Source organism: Marinobacter salinexigens (assembly GCF_008370345.1).
Lineage (GTDB): Bacteria > Pseudomonadota > Gammaproteobacteria > Pseudomonadales > Oleiphilaceae > Marinobacter > Marinobacter salinexigens.
The window spans coordinates 351,005-369,052 of record NZ_VTUU01000004.1 but is presented as its reverse complement, the minus strand read 5'-3'; the positions used below and the strand labels follow the sequence as shown (position 1 = coordinate 369,052).

General features: G+C 54.8%; 18 protein-coding genes. 10 read left to right on the top strand and 8 right to left on the bottom strand.

Translation table 11 applies throughout. From position 1 onward, the window contains the following. The first annotated feature begins 60 nt into the window (after positions 1-60). Both FWJ25_RS11320 and FWJ25_RS19605 read left to right on the top strand, forming a co-directional pair. Positions 61-1,236 carry an MFS transporter gene (locus FWJ25_RS11320; protein WP_149600383.1) on the top strand — a complete coding sequence of 392 codons (1,176 nt, stop codon included), beginning with the start codon at positions 61-63 and terminating at the stop codon, positions 1,234-1,236. 141 nt (positions 1,237-1,377) lie between these two features. Further along, entirely contained in the window at positions 1,378-1,521 is a 144-nt protein-coding gene (locus tag FWJ25_RS19605) for a hypothetical protein (RefSeq protein WP_188093613.1), read from the top strand. Positions 1,522-1,571: 50 nt separating this feature from the next. Here the strand turns inward: FWJ25_RS19605 and FWJ25_RS11315 are convergent, their stop codons facing one another. Together FWJ25_RS11315 and FWJ25_RS11310 are read right to left on the bottom strand one after the other, a co-directional pair. Then, positions 1,572-3,020, bottom strand: a complete 1,449-nt coding sequence (locus tag FWJ25_RS11315; RefSeq protein ID WP_149600382.1) for a malate:quinone oxidoreductase — start codon at positions 3,018-3,020, stop codon at positions 1,572-1,574. Between the two features lie 122 nt (positions 3,021-3,142). Further along, entirely contained in the window at positions 3,143-4,033 is an 891-nt protein-coding gene (locus tag FWJ25_RS11310; RefSeq protein ID WP_149600381.1) for a LysR family transcriptional regulator, read from the bottom strand. A 194-nt stretch (positions 4,034-4,227) separates the two neighbouring features. Here FWJ25_RS11310 and FWJ25_RS11305 point away from each other — a divergent pair, with 194 nt between their 5' ends. From FWJ25_RS11305 to FWJ25_RS11295, 3 genes are all read left to right on the top strand, one after another. Further along, entirely contained in the window at positions 4,228-5,454 is a 1,227-nt protein-coding gene (locus FWJ25_RS11305) for an MFS transporter (RefSeq protein WP_149600380.1), read from the top strand. Between the two features lie 43 nt (positions 5,455-5,497). After that, positions 5,498-6,433 carry a nucleoside recognition domain-containing protein gene (locus FWJ25_RS11300; protein WP_149600379.1) on the top strand — a complete coding sequence of 312 codons (936 nt, stop codon included), beginning with the start codon at positions 5,498-5,500 and terminating at the stop codon, positions 6,431-6,433. 95 nt (positions 6,434-6,528) lie between these two features. Then, positions 6,529-7,125, top strand: coding sequence for an NADPH-dependent FMN reductase (locus tag FWJ25_RS11295; protein WP_149600378.1), 597 nt, complete (start codon positions 6,529-6,531; stop codon positions 7,123-7,125). Positions 7,126-7,172: 47 nt separating this feature from the next. On the opposite strand, the gene FWJ25_RS11290 is transcribed toward FWJ25_RS11295, so the two are convergent. Further along, a complete protein-coding gene (locus tag FWJ25_RS11290; protein WP_149600377.1) occupies positions 7,173-8,096 on the bottom strand; it encodes an AEC family transporter in 924 nt (307 codons plus the stop codon). 105 nt (positions 8,097-8,201) lie between these two features. Here FWJ25_RS11290 and FWJ25_RS11285 point away from each other — a divergent pair, with 105 nt between their 5' ends. Further along, positions 8,202-9,077 (top strand): LysR family transcriptional regulator, encoded by an 876-nt coding sequence (locus FWJ25_RS11285; RefSeq protein WP_188093612.1) that lies wholly within the window; start codon positions 8,202-8,204, stop codon positions 9,075-9,077. On the opposite strand, the gene FWJ25_RS11280 is transcribed toward FWJ25_RS11285, so the two are convergent. The 4 genes from FWJ25_RS11280 to FWJ25_RS11265 all read right to left on the bottom strand — a co-directional run bounded on the left by FWJ25_RS11280 (position 9,070) and on the right by FWJ25_RS11265 (position 12,945). Beyond that, the gene (locus FWJ25_RS11280) at positions 9,070-11,409 is read right to left on the bottom strand and encodes a xanthine dehydrogenase family protein molybdopterin-binding subunit (protein WP_149600375.1); all 2,340 of its coding nucleotides are present in this window, start codon (positions 11,407-11,409) and stop codon (positions 9,070-9,072) included. The genes FWJ25_RS11285 and FWJ25_RS11280 overlap by 8 nt on opposite strands. Continuing rightward, the gene (locus FWJ25_RS11275; RefSeq protein ID WP_149600374.1) at positions 11,406-11,873 is read right to left on the bottom strand and encodes a (2Fe-2S)-binding protein; all 468 of its coding nucleotides are present in this window, start codon (positions 11,871-11,873) and stop codon (positions 11,406-11,408) included. The genes FWJ25_RS11280 and FWJ25_RS11275 overlap by 4 nt, the downstream gene beginning before the upstream one ends. Positions 11,874-11,995: 122 nt before the next feature. After that, positions 11,996-12,580: a hypothetical protein gene (locus FWJ25_RS11270; protein ID WP_246166773.1), complete on the bottom strand. Its 585-nt coding sequence runs from the start codon at positions 12,578-12,580 to the stop codon at positions 11,996-11,998. Between the two features lie 113 nt (positions 12,581-12,693). Further along, positions 12,694-12,945 (bottom strand): HP1242/YdcH family protein, encoded by a 252-nt coding sequence (locus tag FWJ25_RS11265; protein WP_149600373.1) that lies wholly within the window; start codon positions 12,943-12,945, stop codon positions 12,694-12,696. Positions 12,946-13,111: 166 nt separating this feature from the next. On the opposite strand from FWJ25_RS11265, the gene FWJ25_RS11260 reads away from it, so the two are divergent. The 4 genes from FWJ25_RS11260 (at position 13,112) to FWJ25_RS11245 (ending at position 17,423) form a co-directional block, all read left to right on the top strand. Beyond that, complete coding sequence (locus FWJ25_RS11260; protein WP_149600372.1) at positions 13,112-14,080, top strand: beta-ketoacyl-ACP synthase III; 969 nt, start codon at positions 13,112-13,114, stop codon at positions 14,078-14,080. A 57-nt stretch (positions 14,081-14,137) separates the two neighbouring features. Next, entirely contained in the window at positions 14,138-15,625 is a 1,488-nt protein-coding gene (locus tag FWJ25_RS11255) for a flavin-containing monooxygenase (protein ID WP_149600371.1), read from the top strand. An 83-nt stretch (positions 15,626-15,708) separates the two neighbouring features. Next, complete coding sequence (locus tag FWJ25_RS11250; RefSeq protein WP_149600370.1) at positions 15,709-16,389, top strand: FadR/GntR family transcriptional regulator; 681 nt, start codon at positions 15,709-15,711, stop codon at positions 16,387-16,389. After that, positions 16,386-17,423, top strand: coding sequence for a bile acid:sodium symporter family protein (locus FWJ25_RS11245; RefSeq protein ID WP_149600369.1), 1,038 nt, complete (start codon positions 16,386-16,388; stop codon positions 17,421-17,423). Before FWJ25_RS11250 ends, FWJ25_RS11245 begins: the two co-directional genes overlap by 4 nt. On the opposite strand, the gene FWJ25_RS11240 is transcribed toward FWJ25_RS11245, so the two are convergent. Then, entirely contained in the window at positions 17,379-18,035 is a 657-nt protein-coding gene (locus FWJ25_RS11240; protein ID WP_149600368.1) for a J domain-containing protein, read from the bottom strand. The two genes, FWJ25_RS11245 and FWJ25_RS11240, sit on opposite strands and share 45 nt — an antisense overlap. Positions 18,036-18,048: the final 13 nt, after the last annotated feature.

Sequence of the window (18,048 nt, the reverse complement as noted above, 5' to 3'; positions counted from 1 at the left end):
TATCTACTGTCAGGCGTGATTTATATTCCGCCACTGAAAAGATTAAGGAGGCACTCAGCAATGAAATTTAACTTCCCTCTTATGGCGCTGGCATTAGGCGCCTTCGGTATAGGGGTAACCGAATTTTCTCCGATGGGCATGTTGTCAGTAATCGCCAGCGATCTCGAAGTCAGCATCCCGACTGCCGGGATGTTGATCAGCGCCTATGCCTTTGGGGTTGTCGTTGGTGCACCGATCATGACCCTGGGCTTCTCCAATATGTCACGCCGTAGCCTGCTATTGTTGGCCATGAGTATTTTTACCGTCGGAAACCTGATCTCGGCGCTGGCAGACAGCTACACCACCCTGCTCATTGGCCGAATCATCACATCGTTCAACCACGGCGCCTTTTTCGGAGTAGGCGCCGTTGTCGCAACACAACTTGTGGCGCCCGATAAAAGGGCGAGTGCTGTAGCCATTGTTTTCTCCGGCCTGACCATAGCCAACATTGGAGGGGTACCGTTGGCAACTTATGTTGGCGAAAGCATCGGCTGGCGTACCGCGTTTTACGGAATGGCGGCTCTCGGTTTGGTGACACTGATTGCACTTCGGGCATCACTACCGAGGCTCAGGGTGGACGGTCAAACCTCCGCTGCCAGTGAAATCAGGGTGCTGGGAAAGCGTTCCGTTCTGTTCGCGCTACTGCTCACCGTGGTGGGCAGCAGCTCAATGTTTACCGTGTTCAGCTACATCGCCCCGATCCTGCAGGATGAAGCCCGGGCAGGAACTCTGTTCGTTACATCCATGTTGATCATTTATGGATTTGGCCTGGCAGTTGGCAACGCCCTTGCGGGGCGATTTGCCGATCGGAACCTTACCGGGACACTTGTCGTATCAATGGCCGGCACAGCCATTTTACTTACCGTATTCGCGATCACTATGCAAAGCACGCTGCTCGTGCCGCCGCTGATTTTCCTGTGGGGGATAACCAGTTTTGCGGTCGTGCCACCGCTTCAGGCGCTGGTTGTCTCTGAAGCGAGTGACGCCCCCAATCTGGCTTCTGCAATGAACATAGGCGCCTTTAACCTGGGAAATGCCATCGGTGCCGCGCTCGGCGGTCTCGTCATCCACCTGGGGCTAGGCCTGCCCAGTGTGGCCGTTGCCGGCGCAGCTACCTCCGCTTTGGGGCTGATTCTGGTATTGGCGTTCCAGAAACACAAAAAGGTACAGGGCGAACTGCTCGCAGGCACGAACTGATTCAATCATAAATATCACTGGGCGTGATGAATGGTATACCGCAAAGCAATTATTTTTCAGGATGGTGATCGGTCAGAATTTTAATCAAGCCGATTAAGGTGACGTTGTTCCGATAACCCGTTTAGAAAGTGGAATCACACTATGAACACTCTGAAAAAATTCTTTCTCGCCTTCTCAATCCTCTCTGTTTCTGTCCTTGCACAAGCCGATGGCGTAAGCGACGAGGACATGGCATGTGGCAACCATCCGGCCGTTGAACAATGCGCCTTCGATGGACACGGCTAAAACCTCGCCGGTACAGCTCTGGGGGGTTGTCGGACCGCTTTGACTGCGGCTCAGGCAATCCCCAAACGCTGATTAACCGCATCACGAATTTCCCGGTAGCGGTCTGGATCTGTAGCCAGTGTTTCAAGGTTGTCTTCCGGGAAGATCTCTCTCAATTTTTCCCGCGCTTCGTCTTTTGTAAATATTGCTGGCAGGAGCTGTTCAAGAGCCCGCAGCATCACCTCTGGTGATACCGAAGCTCCGGGTGATGCGCCCAGCAGAGTCCCGTACGTTTTGTCGCTGGAGACCAGGATCTCGGTGCCCATCTGGAGGTCACCGTCTTTGATAATCTGGACCCGCTGCCCAGCCTCGATCGGCTTCCAATCGAATATTTTGCTCATGCCCGGCGCGAAGTGTTCGAGTTCTTCAAACATGCTTTTCTCGCCCTTGAATGTCTCCGACACCAGGTACTTCACCAGTGGGAAATGCTCCAGCGCGACGTTCAGCAAGCCCGGAATGTCATGCAGCCGCATCGCCCGCAGATAGTCGATGAGGCCTCGCCCTTTTTCGAGCACCGGTTTGAACGAAGCAAATGGGCCGAACAGCAGGTAGTGCTGACCGTCCGCAACTCTCAGGTCCAGGTGCGGTACGGACATCGGCGGTGCCCCAACAGCGGCCTTACCATAGGTTTTGGCCCGATACCTATCAGCCTGCTCCTCAGTAACAGGCGCCTGCAGGAATCGGCCTCCCACCGGAAAGCCCGTAAAGCGCTTGGCGAATGGCAGATGGCTCTTCTTCAGGATCGGGAAAGCTCCCCCTCCGGCGCCGACAAACAGAACGTCTGCCCGGTACTGGCTTTCTGCACCGTTGCGCATTGTTTCCACGAGCCAGCTACCCGATGGGCTACGATGCACCCGCTTAACATGCGTGCCGTACTCAATCTTCACCCCAAGATCCTGAACCGCGTACTTCGCCATCTGCTGGGTCAACGAGCCGAAGTTCACATCTGTACCGGTTTCGATCACCGTCGCGGCCATCTTTTCCGTCGGAGACCGGCCCTCCATCAGGTAGGGAATCCAGCTCTTTATTTCCTCAGAATCTTCTGAGAAGCGCATCTGCTCGAAGAAGTGATGGGCAGACATTTCCCTGAACCTCAGCCGCAGTTCGTCAATGGCCGATTCCGCAACGATGGTGCAGTGCTTTGTCCGGTTGATGAACGTTTTTGGATCGCTGATGGCACCGCGCTTTACCAGATAGGCCCAGAACTGCTTCGCGATGTTAAACTGTGCATGGATCTTCAGTGCCTTTTCTACGGCGATGACCTCTTCATCCACCGGGGTGTAGTTCAGCTCACAGTTCGCTTCATGCCCTGTACCGGCATTGTTGAAGACCCAGGAATTGCCTTCACCAGGGCCCTGCAGCCTTTCAAGAATGGTGACATCAAGCCCGGGAGCCAATTCCTTTGCCAACGTGGCAAAAGTCGTCCCCATGATCCCTGCGCCAATGATGATTACGTTCATAATGTCTGCTCGCCAGTCTCGATTAACGGGAAGTTCTCAAGATCACCTAACCATCGAAGATAGCATGCAGGGAAGCAACTCGGAAAACTCTGGCGACGAAGGCGTAGAGGATGCGCGCCACATTAATCTCTGTACCGCAACCGATCGACAACTAACCGGAAGGCAGAGCTCATCTGGCGGCGTCCGGAATAACAGAGGTGGAATCCGTCAAATGGCGGGCACCAGTCCGCCAGCACACGTCGAAGCTTGCCTTCCTGAATATCAGCAAGTACTTCCGGCTCTGTAACAAACACAATCCCATGACCTTCTCTCGCTGCCTCAATGCACATATCGCTGTCACTGCATATCAATGACCCGTGAACCTTCTTCACAATGACTTCACCACCTTTCTCGAATTCCCAGTCATAGGGAGGTGCAGTTGGGCTGAAGCGCATTGCCAGGCAGGCATGGCTATCAAGATCTTCTGGATGTTCCGGTACCCCGTGTGTCCTGAAATAGTCCGGAGACGCTACCGCAACCATTCTGATTTGAGGACCTATCCTGACAGCGATCATGTCCGGACTAACAAATTCCCGCAGTCGCACCGCAGCATCAAACCTGTCTTCGGTAATATCCGATAGTCGGCTCTCAAGATTTATTTCTATCTGGACTTCAGGGTAGTCTTTCAGGATCTGGGACACTTTTGGCCATAGAATCGTACGGGCGGCCGTTTTGCTCGCCGTCAACCGCACTAACCCGCGAGGGGCATCTCCCAGCATACGAATTTCTTCGATCCGGGCATTGATCTGCGAAAAGCTCGGACGCAGAGTGTCGAGCAGTTTTTCCCCCGCCTCCGTTGTCGAGACCTTTCGAGACGTCCTGTTCAGAAGCTTGAGCCCGACTGACTCCTCAAGCCGTCTTACCGAGTGACTGACCGCCGGCTGCGACAAACCAAGTCTCACTGAAGCCCGGGTAAAGCTGCTTTCTTCTGCAACCGCCAGGAATACAGCAAGATCTCCCAGTTCCTCTCTCATGACCGATTACTCAACAATATGGTTTCTCTATTCTGCTCAGTATAACTCCCGAAATCACTAATGATTCATGCACAGGATTTATAGGTGCAATCAGCCCTGGGTCGTTGATGGCTGCGCAAAAAAACCTATCCTTGTTGACGCTCTCGCCTGCCCACGGGAATCAGGTTACGCCTTTCTTAATCCGGAAACACACAATGAATCAGTCCTGCGAAACACCTTCGGGCGCTGCCATTTCACACCAGGATCAGACAGCACCGACGGCTCAATGGAGTGCGGTCCTTGCCATGTCGCTCTGCGCCTTTGCTATGGTCGCTTCCGAATTTCTACCAGTCAGCCTGCTTACATTGATGGCAGAAGACCTCCACGTCAGTGAAGGTGCTATCGGCCAGGGAATATCGATTTCAGGTTTCTTTGCGCTTATAACGGCGCTGACTATCTCGTCACTGGCCGGAAATCTGGACCGTCGAATGTTACTGCTTGGACTGACCGGTTTAATGGTAGTGTCTGCCCTGACCGTCGGCTTTGCTCACAGTTATAGCGTGTACATGACCGGAAGGATTCTGGTGGGGGTCGCCCTCGGTGGCTTCTGGTCACTTTCGGCTGCAGCAGCCGTTCGTCTGGTTCCCGCGGATCAGGTAGCAAAAGCATTGGCTATTTTTAACGCTGGCAATGCGCTGGCAATGGTTATTGCGGCTCCACTCGGGAGCTATCTGGGCTCACTTATTGGGTGGCGAGGAGCCTTTCTCTTCCTGGTGCCTGTCACACTGCTGGCTTTCGCGTGGCAATGGATTTCGCTCCCGTCAATGGAAGGAAACCAAACTCAGAAGAAATTGGCGGATATCTTCGGGCATCTTAAGCAGTTAAAAATATTACTGGGCTTTATCGCAGCTTCTCTGTTTTTTGCCGGACAATTTTCATTGTTCACCTACATCCGCCCGTATCTTGAAACGGCTGCGGGTATAGATGCTCAAACCCTGTCTTCCATTCTATTACTCATGGGCGTAGCCGGATTTATCGGCACCACGATCATCAACCGGTTCCTGAAAGCGGGCTTGTATCTGACTCTGAGTTTCATGCCAGCCGTGCTGGCGGCAATCGCAGTGTTATTGATTGAGTTTGGCGGAAGTCTGACAACGGTCATCGTTCTCCTCGGATTCTGGGGATTCATTGCGACAGCTGCCCCGGTCGGATGGTGGGCCTGGGTTGCAGAGGCGATGAACCACGACCCGGAAGCAGGTGGCGGATTGATGGTGGCGTTCGTGCAACTCGCCATTGGGCTCGGTTCTACCGTCGGGGGAATTATGTTCGACCACTACGGATATGAACTTGCTTTTGGAGTTAGCGCACTGCTATTGCTGGCAACATCCCTGGCCGTATGGGGTCTTCGTTGGGTATCTGGGAGCAGAGTAAATCCGTTATAATAGCGAGCTTCCTACCCATATTACCTCAAAGGCCTGATCCCTTTTGGACATCATCAACGTCATCATGGCTTCCGGCAGGTCTGCCGTCGAACTTGCACTGTTTATTCTGCTGCCGATCATGGTGATCATGCTGTGTGTGATGAGGTTGTTGGAGGCAGCGGGCATCATGGATTGGGTAGTTGCCAAAGTTGCACCCATCCTGCGGCCAGCGGGACTGACCGGGTTGAGCGTTTTTGCCATGCTTCAGGTTAATTTCGTAAGCTTTGCTGCACCGCTGGCCACGCTAACCACGATGGAGCGCAGAGGCGCGTCGGAACGTCACCTGGCTGCAACCCTCGCGATGGTGCTGGCCATGGGCCAGGCTAATGTGGCGTTCCCCCTTGCCCCCATGGGGCTGCATCTTGGTCAATTCTTCGCCCTGTCTATTCTGGGTGGGATTATCGCCTCTATTAGCACCTATTACCTGCTGGGTCGTAATTTATCATCTGACGAACAGACTCTGGACGAGCGGCTGGCCCATCCCACAATGGAGGATCCGAAGGGCGTGCTCGCGGTGATCAATCATGCCGGCAACGAAGCCGTGCGCATAGCGATTGGAGCCATCCCCTTGGTGGCGCTGTCTCTGGTGGTTGTCAACGGTATCAAGGCTGCGGGAGGTTTTGACCTTTTGGAAACCGCGCTTTTGCCATTGCTGCAACTGGTTGGTATCGATCCCATTCTGGTCGTGCCCTCGGTAACTAAAATCCTTGGCGGGGGCACAGCTACCCTCGGTGTGCTCGTTGAGCTCAAGAACAACGGTGCAATCGATAGTGCCTTTATTAATGCAACCGCAGGCTGGCTGGTTCATTCGTGGGACATTGTCGGCGTAGCGATCCTGATATCTGCGGGCCCACGCGTGGCGAAAGTCTGGAAGCCCGCAGTGCTGGGCGCAGGCATAGGCATTGTGGTTCGTATCATCGGTCATGCCTGGCTGGCTTGAGCAGCTCTCCTGCCTCAACTAATCTTACCTGTGTGCCGCCGCATTAGCGGTTCGTTCAAGCCATCTCCCATCCAAACGCGAAGGAGTACGCCAGCATGGCTATCAAGATCGCAACCATCTGCGGCAGTGTCCGCCCCGGAAACTATACTTCAATGGTTCTTGACCTCGCGCTCGATGAGCTGGGCACATACCCTGACGTGGAAGTGACACCGTTGTACCTGGATAACCTGGATTTACCCCTGCCCGGCCTGCCAGCCCGGAACCCGGAAGCCATCGAAGCATTTCAGAACTCCGTCAAGGGCGCTACGGGCATCCTGTTGGCTTCACCAGAGTACCATGGCGGTATCAGCAGCCCGATGAAGCTCGCTATCGACAACCTTGGTTTCCCGAGCCTGCTGGCAAACAAACCTGTATCCCTGCTTGGTGTGGCCGCTGGCGTGATCGGTGCCATCAAATCCACTGAGCAGCTCAGAGCCATCTGTGCACACGTCGGCGCCCTTCCGCTGCCGGCGGTCGTATCAGTCGCCAAGGTTCAACAGCTGTTTGATTCAGAGGGCAACTGCCAGGATGAAGGCATGGAAAAGCTGATCCGAAGTTCCGCAAGCAACCTCATTGATCACATCAAGGATACGGTATGTGCGAAGAAGAGCCTTGAGGAGGTCTTACGTCAACTGGGAGAGCAGCAAGCCTGAAGTGTCAGCGCGGAGGCCAGTCAGTTGCCGGCCTCCCCATTGCATCGTCAGATCCAGAGCAGGACGATGGATAGCGTCACGATTGACCCTACCGTAGACCACAAGATAGACCGCGCCACCACCGAGGCCTCCCGCCCATAGAACTCAGATAGCATGAACGGTCCTGTTCCGGTTGGCAGCGCGCACAAGAGCAGTGCAGCCTTCGCCCACAAGGGCGGGAGCATGAAAACGTAGCTTGCCAGCCCCCAGACAACCAAGGGGTGAATGACCAGTTTAATGCCCACCAGGCTAACAGCCCCACCCTCTTTTGCCTTCTCTTTCTTGGCAAGAAATGCACCCAGTGAAATCAATGCACAAGGTGTGGTCGCGGCTCCCAGCATGTCGAGGAACCGGCCAGCCGAAGTGGGAATCTCTAATCCCGATACCGCCCAGAGCCCACCCAGAACCGGTGATACCACCAAGGGGTTTTTCGCGAGTGACATGACAACCTTGCGGAAAGCCTTCGATGCAGAACCTTCGTTCTGAAGGCCCACTTCCACAAACACGATGGCAATTGAAAACAACACGCAGACCACAATCAATGTGGCGATCAGAGCCGGTGTCAGGCCTTCATCTCCCAAAACGAGTATGCAGAGAGGAATACCGATGTAGCCGGTGTTTGCATAAGAAGCACTGAGCGCATCGATACTGGCATCAGACAGAGAGCGCTTACCCATCCAACGTACCACAAGGGTTATGGCGAAGACGACCAAGGTACCGATGGTGACAACCGCCACAAATCCCGGATGCCAGATTTCCTCCAATGACGCTGTAGCGGTTGCGGTGAATAACAACGCGGGCAGGCAGAGCCAGACAACAAAGCGGTTCAGTTCAGTGGCGGCGTACTCCCCCAGACAGCCGGTTCGCCTGCACACGAACCCCGCCAGGATCAATCCAAAAATAGGCAGCAACACATTGACAACGTTGGACATCGATACACTCTTCCCGGTGTTAAAACGGCCCCTAGCCTAAGCCTTGATGACCAATGCAGTCTAATGCTATATAACGACCCAATTGATACCTATAATGCATAGATTATGGATCTAAAACACCTACGCAGCTTCCTTGTTCTGGCTGAAACGCTCAATTTCAGTCGCGCGGCCCAGCGCCTGAACATTACCCAGCCGCCGCTAAGCCGCCAGATTGCAACGCTGGAAGAAAGCATCGGAACGCCATTATTCTGGCGTCATTCCCGGTCCGTTGTGCTGACACCGGCGGGCGAGCAGTTTCGACAGGATATCAGTCGATTGATTGGCGATCTGGATTTTGCAGTCGAATCCGCCAGGCTCGCAGCCTACGGCGGGAGGGGAAAGCTGACCCTGGCATTTACGATGTATGCGGCGTGGAACGTGTTACCAGACATGGTTGCCCGGTTTTCTGCTGAGTATCCAGACGTTTCACTATCCCTGAGTGAAACCCTGCCCCGGGATCTGCATGACTCCCTCATACAGGGATTGGCGGATGTGGGACTGAGCTTTCCTTTCCGCTTTGACCACACCCTTCAGTATAAACCCGTGTTCCGGGAACCCCTTTGCGCGGTGCTGCCCGCCAGCCACCGGTTATCCAGCCAAACTTCTGTGTCTGCGGGAGACCTCGCTCAGGACGCGTTTATCACCTTCCCCAAAACCACCGCACCCGCTCTGCATGAAGCGGTTACCAACTGCTGTGAGAGCTACGGTTTCAAACCCGCAATCAAGGTAGAAACCCAGCTCCAGCAAACCATCGTCAATCTGGTTGCCAACGGGCTGGGGGTTGCGCTGGTACCGGACTCCATGCGCAAGTTAAGGCTTGAGGGAGCCGCCTTTCTTTCCCTGAAAGATTCTCCGGTGATTGAGCAGGGGCTTTACTGGAATGAGCACAATCCAAACCCCTGCGTTCAGCGATTCATTGAATTACCTGCAGCACTCAGCTGAGCTGATCCGCGACCGGCAAACGCCGAATGCGTTTTCCCGTTGCAGCATAAATGGCATTACACAACGCAGGGGCAACCGGGGGCAGCCCCGGCTCACCCACACCGCCCGGCGCAATATCCGGGTTGTCGTTGATCAGATGTACCCTGATCTTGCGGGGTGAGCTGGGCATACGGGCGAATTCATACTGGTGGAAGTTATCCTGCTGGACACGCCCCTCTTTCATGGTGATTTCGCTCTGAAGCGCAATGCCTATGCCCATGACGCAGGCGCCTTCCATCTGCGACCGGATACGTTCCGGGTTGACCTGCGGGCCACAATCGAACGCAATATCTGCGCTATGAATAATCAACTCACCACCGTCTTTGACTTCAACGTCAAACACGACAGCCGCGTAGGAAGCAAAACTCTGGTGGACAGCAAGACCCAACCCGCGTCCATCCGGGAGCTTTTTACCCCATCCGGCTTCTGCCGTTGCCTTTTCCACCACTCCGCGGAACCGACCGACATCAATCGGGTAAAGTTCAGGGTTTTCGCCGTAGTTCCACTGTTCCCCCACCGATTTCGGATCGATCTTCCGTGCCGGGCCCAATAGCTCCAACAGGTAGTCTCGGTGATCCTTACCGGAGGCAGCCGCAACTTCGGAGACAAAGCTCTGGATGGCAAACGCGTGCGGAAGGTTATACACCGACCGGAACCAGCCAATACGGACATGGGCTGAGGCAGGCGGATTTTCCAGCTGTAGCGACGGGATGTTAAATGGCATCGTGTTGAATCCCATGCCAAGCTCAAAAGCTCCCTTGTGCTCCGGATCTTCCGTGAACAATGAGCTTATGCTGGGTGACAAGGTTCTGTGCCGCCAGCCGAGGGTTTTGCCACTGGCGTCCAGACCCGCCTCAAGACGATCTACAGACAAGGCGTGGAAGTAAGCGTGATGAAGATCGTCTTCCCTCGTCCACTGGACACGAACCGCTCTGCCAGGGAACGCGTTAGCGAGGTCCGCAGCTTCGAATATATAATCCGGCTTCGATTTTCGTCCGAAACCGCCGCCCAGTAGCGTGATGTTTACCGTCACTGCACCCGGCTCAAGACCAAGCCTCTGAGTAACACCATCAACCGCTGCCTGCGGATTCTGGACCGGTGCCCAGATCTCGGCGCGGCCGTCAGATACCCGGGCAATGGCGACCGGTGGTTCCATGGGTGACTGGGCCATATGGGGCATATAATACGTGGCCTGGACTTTTTGTTCTGCGGCGGCCAGAGAGGCTTCAATATCGCCTTCAGAACGAATGACCTTGCCCGCGGATTCCGCACGCGCCATCAGCTCTTCGGTGAACACCGAAGTGTCGTAACTCGCGTTATCGCCTGCCGGGCCATTGTCCCACTCGATCTTCAGGGCACTGCGTCCCTGAATTGCTGCCCAGGTATTCTCAGCAACCACGGCAACACCACCAAGTGGATTAAACGCCGCCGGCTGGCCGGCACCGTCCATTTCTCTTACTTCGATCACCCCTGGCACTTTCATCGCTTCGGAGGCATCAACACTCGCAACTTTCGCGCCGTACACGGGCGGGCGAGCAATCACTGCATAGAGCATGTCATCAAAACTGACATCCGCCCCGTAGATCGCCTTACCGGTAACAATATCCTGACCATCAATAGCAAACGGCCGCTGGATCTGGTCTCCCTTCAGATTTCCATGGGGCCCGGTAAGTTGACCGATGTAGCGCCATTCATCGCGGGATTTAAGGCGAAGGGCTGAGCGATCAGGTACAGGCAATTCCCGTGCAGTTGCCGCCAGGTTGCCAAAACCGATCTCCCGGCCGGTTGGCTCATGCACGATCACACCGACACCGGCTTTGCACTCATTCACTGGCACGTCCCACTGCTGCGACGCCGCCTGCTCAAGCATGGTTCTGGCCGACGCCGCAGCGCGACGGATCGGATCAAACCAGTGGCGCATACTTCGGGAACCATCGGTATTCTGGTTACCGTATTTTTCCTGGTCTCCCGGAGCCTGTTCAACGCGAACGTTCTCCCAGTCTGCCCCCAGTTCGTCCGCAGCAACCATCGCAAGGCTGGTACGAATACCCTGCCCCATTTCCGAGCGGTTGTTGATAATGGTCACGGTACCGTCTTCATCGATGCTAATGAAAACATTAGGATCGTCCACCCAGCCACCGGGCATCGCCTCCGCGCCAAACTTCTGTTCCTGCTGCGCAAAGGCAACATCCCACTTGGCGGCAATAACCAGTGCACTGGCGGCGGCGATACCTTTCAGAAATCCACGGCGGCTAACATTGGCAAGAACGACATTATCGTGTGAGCGACTCATACCTTCACCTCCACGGCATCCGCCGCGCGATGAATGGCCTGTCGAATCCGCGTGTAAGTTCCGCAGCGGCAGAGGTTACCGCTCATGGCGTTATCGATATCTTCATCGCTGGGATTGGCGTTCTGCTTGAGGAGACCAGCAGCATTCATGATCTGCCCACCCTGACAGTAACCACACTGCGCCACACCAAGATCGAGCCATGCCTTCTGAAGCTCTGCGCCCTCGGGTTCGTTGCCGATAGCTTCAATGGTGGTGATTGATTTGCCTTCAAGAATGGAAACCGGCGTGATGCATGAACGTGTTGCCATACCATCCACGTGAACCGTACACGCTCCGCACAAAGACATACCACAGCCAAATTTGGTCCCGGTCAGTTTGACCACATCTCTCAGAGCCCACAGTAAAGGCATATCGCCAGGCACATCGAGTTCGTGCTCTTTTCCATTGATGGTAAGGGTCACCATGCGCTGTCTCCCGCTCAGAGTTTGTTAGATAGTGTAGACACTCTCCCACGTAATTCTGCGTTATTTGGACATTCAGGCAATTGAACAATCGAATCGAATTCTTGCCTGATTCTCCGTTGCCTTTATTCTTTCGGCGCCTGGCGGCGACCTATATCCTGCTCGGCGTCCTCGAGAAACGATTCAACCGTTTCTCCCGGCAGTAGCAACTGCTTTCTGATCATTGAATCCCGCCACTCGGACTCCTCGAAAATGCACCGATAGTGGTCAGGAAACTCAATGTATAAGCGCTTGAAATATTCGCGGGCGCGAGCCTTGTTGGGTGGTTCATTCCGTGAGTGCAAAACAGCCATGTTATAGAGGGCTGCAGCGCGCACGGAGTCCGCTTGCGTCTCATCCCGATAGATCGCTTCAAGCCGCTCCATCACCTCATCAAAACCACTGAGTCGATAATCCTTGATAATTTCCACGGCGGAATCGAGAACCCGATCTTCACCACTGGTGCAGGGCGAATCAGCGTGATCTGCGATATACAGGTCCACCGCCCGCTCAACCTTGTGCTGGTGGTCGTATTTGCTTTCCTGCTCAAGGATGATGCCGGTACCCACCGCTGTTTCGATGGTTCCCGGCATGCAGGCGGTCAGGCTGATGGAAAAAAACAGAAGGGCGATGCCCGTGCTTCCGACTTTCCCTGTCCGGAAAATCCTCATGATTGCTACCCCGATATGGCGTTGATGTTAAGAAATGTAACAGCGACGCCATTTAATCATGAGTCAGCAGCGGTAAATGTGAGCCCCGTAGAATATTCGGGATTGCCTTTATGTCAGCTACCAGCACCGTTCCCGGTGAGAGTCTGATAAAGCTCGTCCTTGAGTTGCGCCCTTTTCTGTTTCAGGCGGTGAAGCTTGTCATCGCCGATCGGGGCATCCCTCTTTTCCAGTCCTTCGATTTCCTGATCCAGCTCCGAGTAGGCCTTGCACTTTTCACTGAAGGCGAAATCCGTGGACTTGAGCTCGCTGATCAAATCGCTGAACTGGGGGAATTCCTTATGAAGTGCGTGGTTCGAGATGCCCATTTTTGTATTCTCCTGTTGATCACAATGTATTGGATCTTCATCCACTTCAATCATAGTAGAGCGTGCCAATTTCAGCGGGTCTTTGACAAATCGCTAATAACGCACAGGGATACTTGGGTATAGCATGGTGGGATCTTATAACAGCAATTCTTCGGGACACTCACGAATGACCTTTGCACGAATTACCGGCACTGGTTCCTATTTGCCGGACAACATCGTTACCAACAAAGACCTCGAAAAAACGGTCGATACTTCAGACCAGTGGATTCGCGAGCGGACCGGGATCGCACAGCGGCACATCGCCGTGGAAGGACAAACCACTGTCGATCTGGCAGAGCAAGCCGCCCTGCGAGCTATCGAGGCGGCCGGCGGCCGTGCCGACGACATTGACCTGATTGTGTTTGCAACGTCCACCCCTGACAAAATTTTTCCAAGCTCTGCCTGTATCCTTCAGGCCAGGCTTGGCATTCAGGGCTGCCCGGCGTTTGATATCCAGGCTGTTTGCAGCGGCTTCGTCTACGCTCTGGCTACCGCCGACAAGTTCATTAAAACCGGCAGCAGCAAAAAAGCGCTCGTGATCGGTGCTGAAGTCTTTTCCCGCATCGTTGACTGGGAAGACCGAGGCACCTGTGTGCTCTTTGGTGATGGTGCTGGCGCGGTTATTCTCGAAGCCAACGAAGAGACCGGAATCCTCTCGACCCACATCCATGCCGATGGCCGGTACGAAGAACTGCTTCATGTTCCTTGCGGTATTGCAGACGGTTACGACCAGGTAAAAGCCGGCAAGGCCTTTGTAGAAATGAAAGGCAACGAAGTGTTCAAGGTGGCCGTTAATACCCTGGGCAAAATCGTTGACGAAACGCTGAGCGCCAACGACATGCAGAAGTCTGACATCGATTGGCTGGTGCCTCACCAGGCTAACTTGCGGATTATTTCCGCAACCGCCAAGAAGCTCAACATGTCGATGGACCAGGTGGTGGTTACTGTCGATAAGCACGGTAATACCTCCGCTGCGTCTATCCCCCTCGCCCTGGATGTTGCAGTCCGTGATGGGCGTATCAAGCGCAACGATGTCATTCTGCTTGAAGCCTTTGGCGGTGGCTTCACCTGGGGTTCAGCTCTGGTTCGCTTCTAAACCCTGTAATATAGTTGGATCCGTCGTTCAAAAAACAATAACTGACGGATCCTGCGCATGACCCACACCCCAACCGACCACTCTCTGTCGGTCGTCATTATCGGAACTGGCTTTGGCGGCCTTGGAATGGCCATTCAGCTCAAAAAAGCCGGCTTCACCAACATTACCCTTCTGGAAAAAGCTTCTCGGGTTGGCGGCACATGGCGGGACAACACCTATCCCGGCGCAGCCTGTGATGTTCAGTCGCACCTCTATTCCTACTCCTTCGAACCGAAACACGATTGGTCACGCAAGTTCGGCCCGCAATCCGAAATACTCGGGTATATGGACCATTGCGTCGAAAAATACGACCTCGCCAGACATATCCGGCTGGGCGCAGAAGTACAGGAAGCCCGGTTTAATGATGCCCGGAACATCTGGGCAATTACTCTGACCAACGGCGACGCACTGGATGCGAACGTACTGATTACTGCAACCGGGCAGCTCAACCAGCCAGCCACCCCCGACATTCCCGGGATGGATCAATTCGAAGGCACCGTGTTTCATTCGGCGCGCTGGGACCACGATTATGACCTGTCCAACAAACGGGTCGCCGTGATCGGAACCGGAGCCAGCGCGATTCAGTTTGTTCCTGAAATTGCCAGACAGGTAAAGTCCCTGAGCCTTTTTCAGCGATCAGCCGCCTGGGTTCTGCCCAAACCAGACCGACCATTCACTTCCCTGGAACAAACGCTGTTCAAATCTGTGCCTGTTTGGGACAGGGCCTATCGCGCCTTTATCTACTGGAAAAATGAAAGCCGTGCGCTTGCCTTCACCCGTTTCAACAAATTGCTGGAACTGTTTGCGTACCAGGCAAAGAAAGAAGCCCGCAAACACATCTCCGATCCGGAAAAACTGAAAAATATCATTCCGAACTACCAGATCGGCTGCAAACGCATTCTGATTTCCAACGATTGGTACCCCGCTATCAACCGTCCAAACCTGAACCTGGTGACAGACAGCATCGACCACATCGATCAGGATGGCATCGTGACCAACGACGGTCAGCACTACCTGGCAGACGCCATTATTTTCGGTACAGGTTTCAGAGCAACGGAGTTCCTCTCACCTATCCGTATCACCGGCCGAGCCGGGCAGACTCTTAACGATGCCTGGAAAGATGGCGCCTCTGCCTTCCGGGGCATTTCCGTCAGCGGCTTCCCGAACCTCTTCATGCTTTATGGTCCGAATACCAACCTCGCTCACAACTCGATTATCTATATGCTGGAATCCCAGTTCAGTTACATCGTCGACGCCCTAAGGGCCCTGAGTAAATATCCGGGCTCAGCCATGGATGTGCGACAGGATCGGCAGGATCGCTTCTCTGACGTCATTCAGGGCGGGCTACACAACAGTGTCTGGGAAGCTGGCTGCAGCTCCTGGTATCTAGACAAGAATGGCCGGAATACCGTGAACTGGCCCGGTTTTACCTTTACCTACAGAGCATCTACCCGGCGCGTAGACACGGCAGACTATCAGTTTATATATCCCGCAAAACCCACCTGAACTCATTGATTCAACCCGAAGGGGTTGAAGCACGCGGTTATTCATAGGATGATTGGATTATATGCTCAAAGGATTATCATCTTATGCTTCAACCGATTCGCAAAGGGTCGCTGGTCGAAAATGCCATCGACAGCCTCCGCCAGGCCATCGAAAACCAACAATGGAGCGTCGGCACCAAATTGCCGGTTGAAGCCGAACTTGCCGATGCCCTGGGTGTTGGCAGGAATACCGTACGTGAGGCTGTCCGGGTTCTGGTCCACGTGGGCATGCTGGAAACCAGACAAGGTGATGGCACCTACGTTCGTGCCACTCAGGACGCCGGTGAAACCCTGCGCCGCATCTCCAGAACGCGTCTGGCGGAACAGATTGAGGTACGCCTGATGCTTGAAGTACAGGCTGCCCGCCTGGCCGCCACACGGCGGACCGATGACGATGTCCGGGTTATGTCTGAGGCGCTCGACGCCCGGGCCAACGCTGGCAGAGACTTACCAGAACGGATACATCGCGACGAACAATTTCACCATGCGGTTGTTAGCGCAGCCCACAACGACGCACTGACGGAACTGTATAACTACTTTTCCCATGCCGTTAGCCAAACCATTGAACAGACTGAAACCCGGCCGGATTTGCCCGAACCATCACAGGAAGACCACGAACTTCTGCTGGCGGCCATCCGCCGGCGCGATGTCGCCAAGGCCGAGCAACTGGCCTGCGCCCTGCTCACGCCCAGCCTCAATGCATTAAGAGACGAGTCTTCTTCATGAAGTTCCGGATTGACACCTTCACTCTGCTACTACTGGGAGCCATTGTTCTTGCGTCATTCGTTCCTGTGAAGGGCGCGGCAGCGGATCTTCTGGCAAGCGCAGGAACCGTCGCGGTTGCGCTGCTGTTCTTTTTCCACGGCGCGGCTTTGTCCCGGGAGCAGATTGTCGCTGGTGCCACCCATTGGCGCCTGCACATTCTGATCACTGCCCTCACCTTCGTATTTTTCCCGCTCGCGGTGCTCCCGATTAACGGACTTTCTGACATTGTACCGTCCTGGATGCCGAAGGATCTCGGGCTGGGATTTCTCTATCTGGGGGTATTGCCATCGGCCGTGTCCTCATCCATTGCCTATACCGCCATGGCGAAGGGAAACGTCCCGGCAGCCATCTGTAGCGCTGCGGCATCCAATGTATTCGGCATGATGCTGACGCCTTTCCTTCTGCTGTTAGTCGTCAGCACCTCGGGGACAGGCGAGTTTCCAGTTGCGGAGGCTCTGAAAGATATCGTTCTTCAACTGCTCCTGCCGTTTGCCGTTGGCCACGCACTTCGCCCCTGGCTGGGAGGTTTCCTGGCAAGAAATGAACGACTGATGGCCCGCTACGATCAATGCGTTATCTGGCTGATCGTCTACTCGGCGTTCTCCCATTCGGTCGCAAGCGGACTGTGGCAGAATCTTCCGGTTCAGGCCATCGTCTTCGCCGTGTTGCTGTGCTTTGGCTTGCTCGCACTGTTTATGTGGGTGGCCCGGGTTATGGTCCGGCGTTTCGGGTTTGACCTGAAAGATGAAGCAGCCGTGGTTTTTTGCGGCTCGAAGAAAAGTCTGGCCTCGGGGCTCCCCATGGCCAAGGTGCTGTTCTCCGGCCACCCTGGGTTTGGCATGATCGTACTCCCGATCATGTGCTACAACCAGATCCAGGTCATTGTCGGAGCGGTTCTGGCCCGGAAATACCAGGCCATGATCGAGGAGGAAGAATCGCTGAAAAGTGACTCAGCCTCCACCCATTCCGCTGAAGAACATGGCGAGAACCGCTAGGGCGACAATCCAGCCGATGACCGCCGGCCAGAAGTTCACCATTTGCGGGGACTGCTCGTCCTCGGCCCGGGCGGCATCTTCAGGTTCCGGGAAATTGCGGAAGTGTTCAGGCTCGGGCTGGGCCTCGAGTCCCGGCCAGTCAAACCATTGCCCCAGGAACTGGGCAACCGGTGCCGCCAGGCTTCCGTTTTCAGCCATCGGACGAACCTGCGGCTCGAGTAGCCGGGCGATCTCACCGCGAATCGCCGGCTTATCGGCCGGCGGCTCACACAGAATTGCTTCCCAGATACCGGCGTCAGCACTTCGACGGGAATCATTCAGGAGAGCTTTTACCTGTATAACAACTTCCCGAACAACCTGACCTTCGTTTGCACCAAGCGGCTCACCGGGTTCAGCAACACGCGATTCTGTCGGTGCAGGACGGGATGCTCCTGGTTCGGATGTCGTTCGCTCCGGCACAGCCGCCGGCGCTTCTCCAGTGGCTTCCCGATAGGCTTGTAAAAGCTTATCCGCGTCATCGCCTGTCGCAAATTTTAGCTGTTGTTCGTATGCCTGCTGGATTTGCCGACGATCGCTGGTCGGTTCAATACCCAGGGTTTCCCAACAATTCATTAAGCTGTCACTC

Bases quoted from the DNA above. Each gene is read 5' to 3' on its own strand.
- FWJ25_RS11285 (WP_188093612.1), top strand. From the start codon at position 8,202: ATGGATCTAAAACACCTACGCAGCTTCCTTGTTCTGGCTGAAACGCTC.
- FWJ25_RS11320 (WP_149600383.1), top strand. From the start codon at position 61: ATGAAATTTAACTTCCCTCTTATGGCGCTGGCATTAGGCGCCTTCGGT.
- FWJ25_RS19605 (WP_188093613.1), top strand. From the start codon at position 1,378: ATGAACACTCTGAAAAAATTCTTTCTCGCCTTCTCAATCCTCTCTGTT.
- FWJ25_RS11265 (WP_149600373.1), bottom strand. From the start codon at position 12,945: ATGGGCATCTCGAACCACGCACTTCATAAGGAATTCCCCCAGTTCAGC.
- FWJ25_RS11310 (WP_149600381.1), bottom strand. From the start codon at position 4,033: ATGAGAGAGGAACTGGGAGATCTTGCTGTATTCCTGGCGGTTGCAGAA.
- FWJ25_RS11250 (WP_149600370.1), top strand. From the start codon at position 15,709: ATGCTTCAACCGATTCGCAAAGGGTCGCTGGTCGAAAATGCCATCGAC.
- FWJ25_RS11260 (WP_149600372.1), top strand. From the start codon at position 13,112: ATGACCTTTGCACGAATTACCGGCACTGGTTCCTATTTGCCGGACAAC.
- FWJ25_RS11275 (WP_149600374.1), bottom strand. From the start codon at position 11,873: ATGGTGACCCTTACCATCAATGGAAAAGAGCACGAACTCGATGTGCCT.
- FWJ25_RS11240 (WP_149600368.1), bottom strand. From the start codon at position 18,035: ATGAATTGTTGGGAAACCCTGGGTATTGAACCGACCAGCGATCGTCGG.
- FWJ25_RS11295 (WP_149600378.1), top strand. From the start codon at position 6,529: ATGGCTATCAAGATCGCAACCATCTGCGGCAGTGTCCGCCCCGGAAAC.
- FWJ25_RS11290 (WP_149600377.1), bottom strand. From the start codon at position 8,096: ATGTCCAACGTTGTCAATGTGTTGCTGCCTATTTTTGGATTGATCCTG.
- FWJ25_RS11255 (WP_149600371.1), top strand. From the start codon at position 14,138: ATGACCCACACCCCAACCGACCACTCTCTGTCGGTCGTCATTATCGGA.
- FWJ25_RS11315 (WP_149600382.1), bottom strand. From the start codon at position 3,020: ATGAACGTAATCATCATTGGCGCAGGGATCATGGGGACGACTTTTGCC.
- FWJ25_RS11280 (WP_149600375.1), bottom strand. From the start codon at position 11,409: ATGAGTCGCTCACACGATAATGTCGTTCTTGCCAATGTTAGCCGCCGT.
- FWJ25_RS11270 (WP_246166773.1), bottom strand. From the start codon at position 12,580: ATGAGGATTTTCCGGACAGGGAAAGTCGGAAGCACGGGCATCGCCCTT.
- FWJ25_RS11245 (WP_149600369.1), top strand. From the start codon at position 16,386: ATGAAGTTCCGGATTGACACCTTCACTCTGCTACTACTGGGAGCCATT.
- FWJ25_RS11305 (WP_149600380.1), top strand. From the start codon at position 4,228: ATGAATCAGTCCTGCGAAACACCTTCGGGCGCTGCCATTTCACACCAG.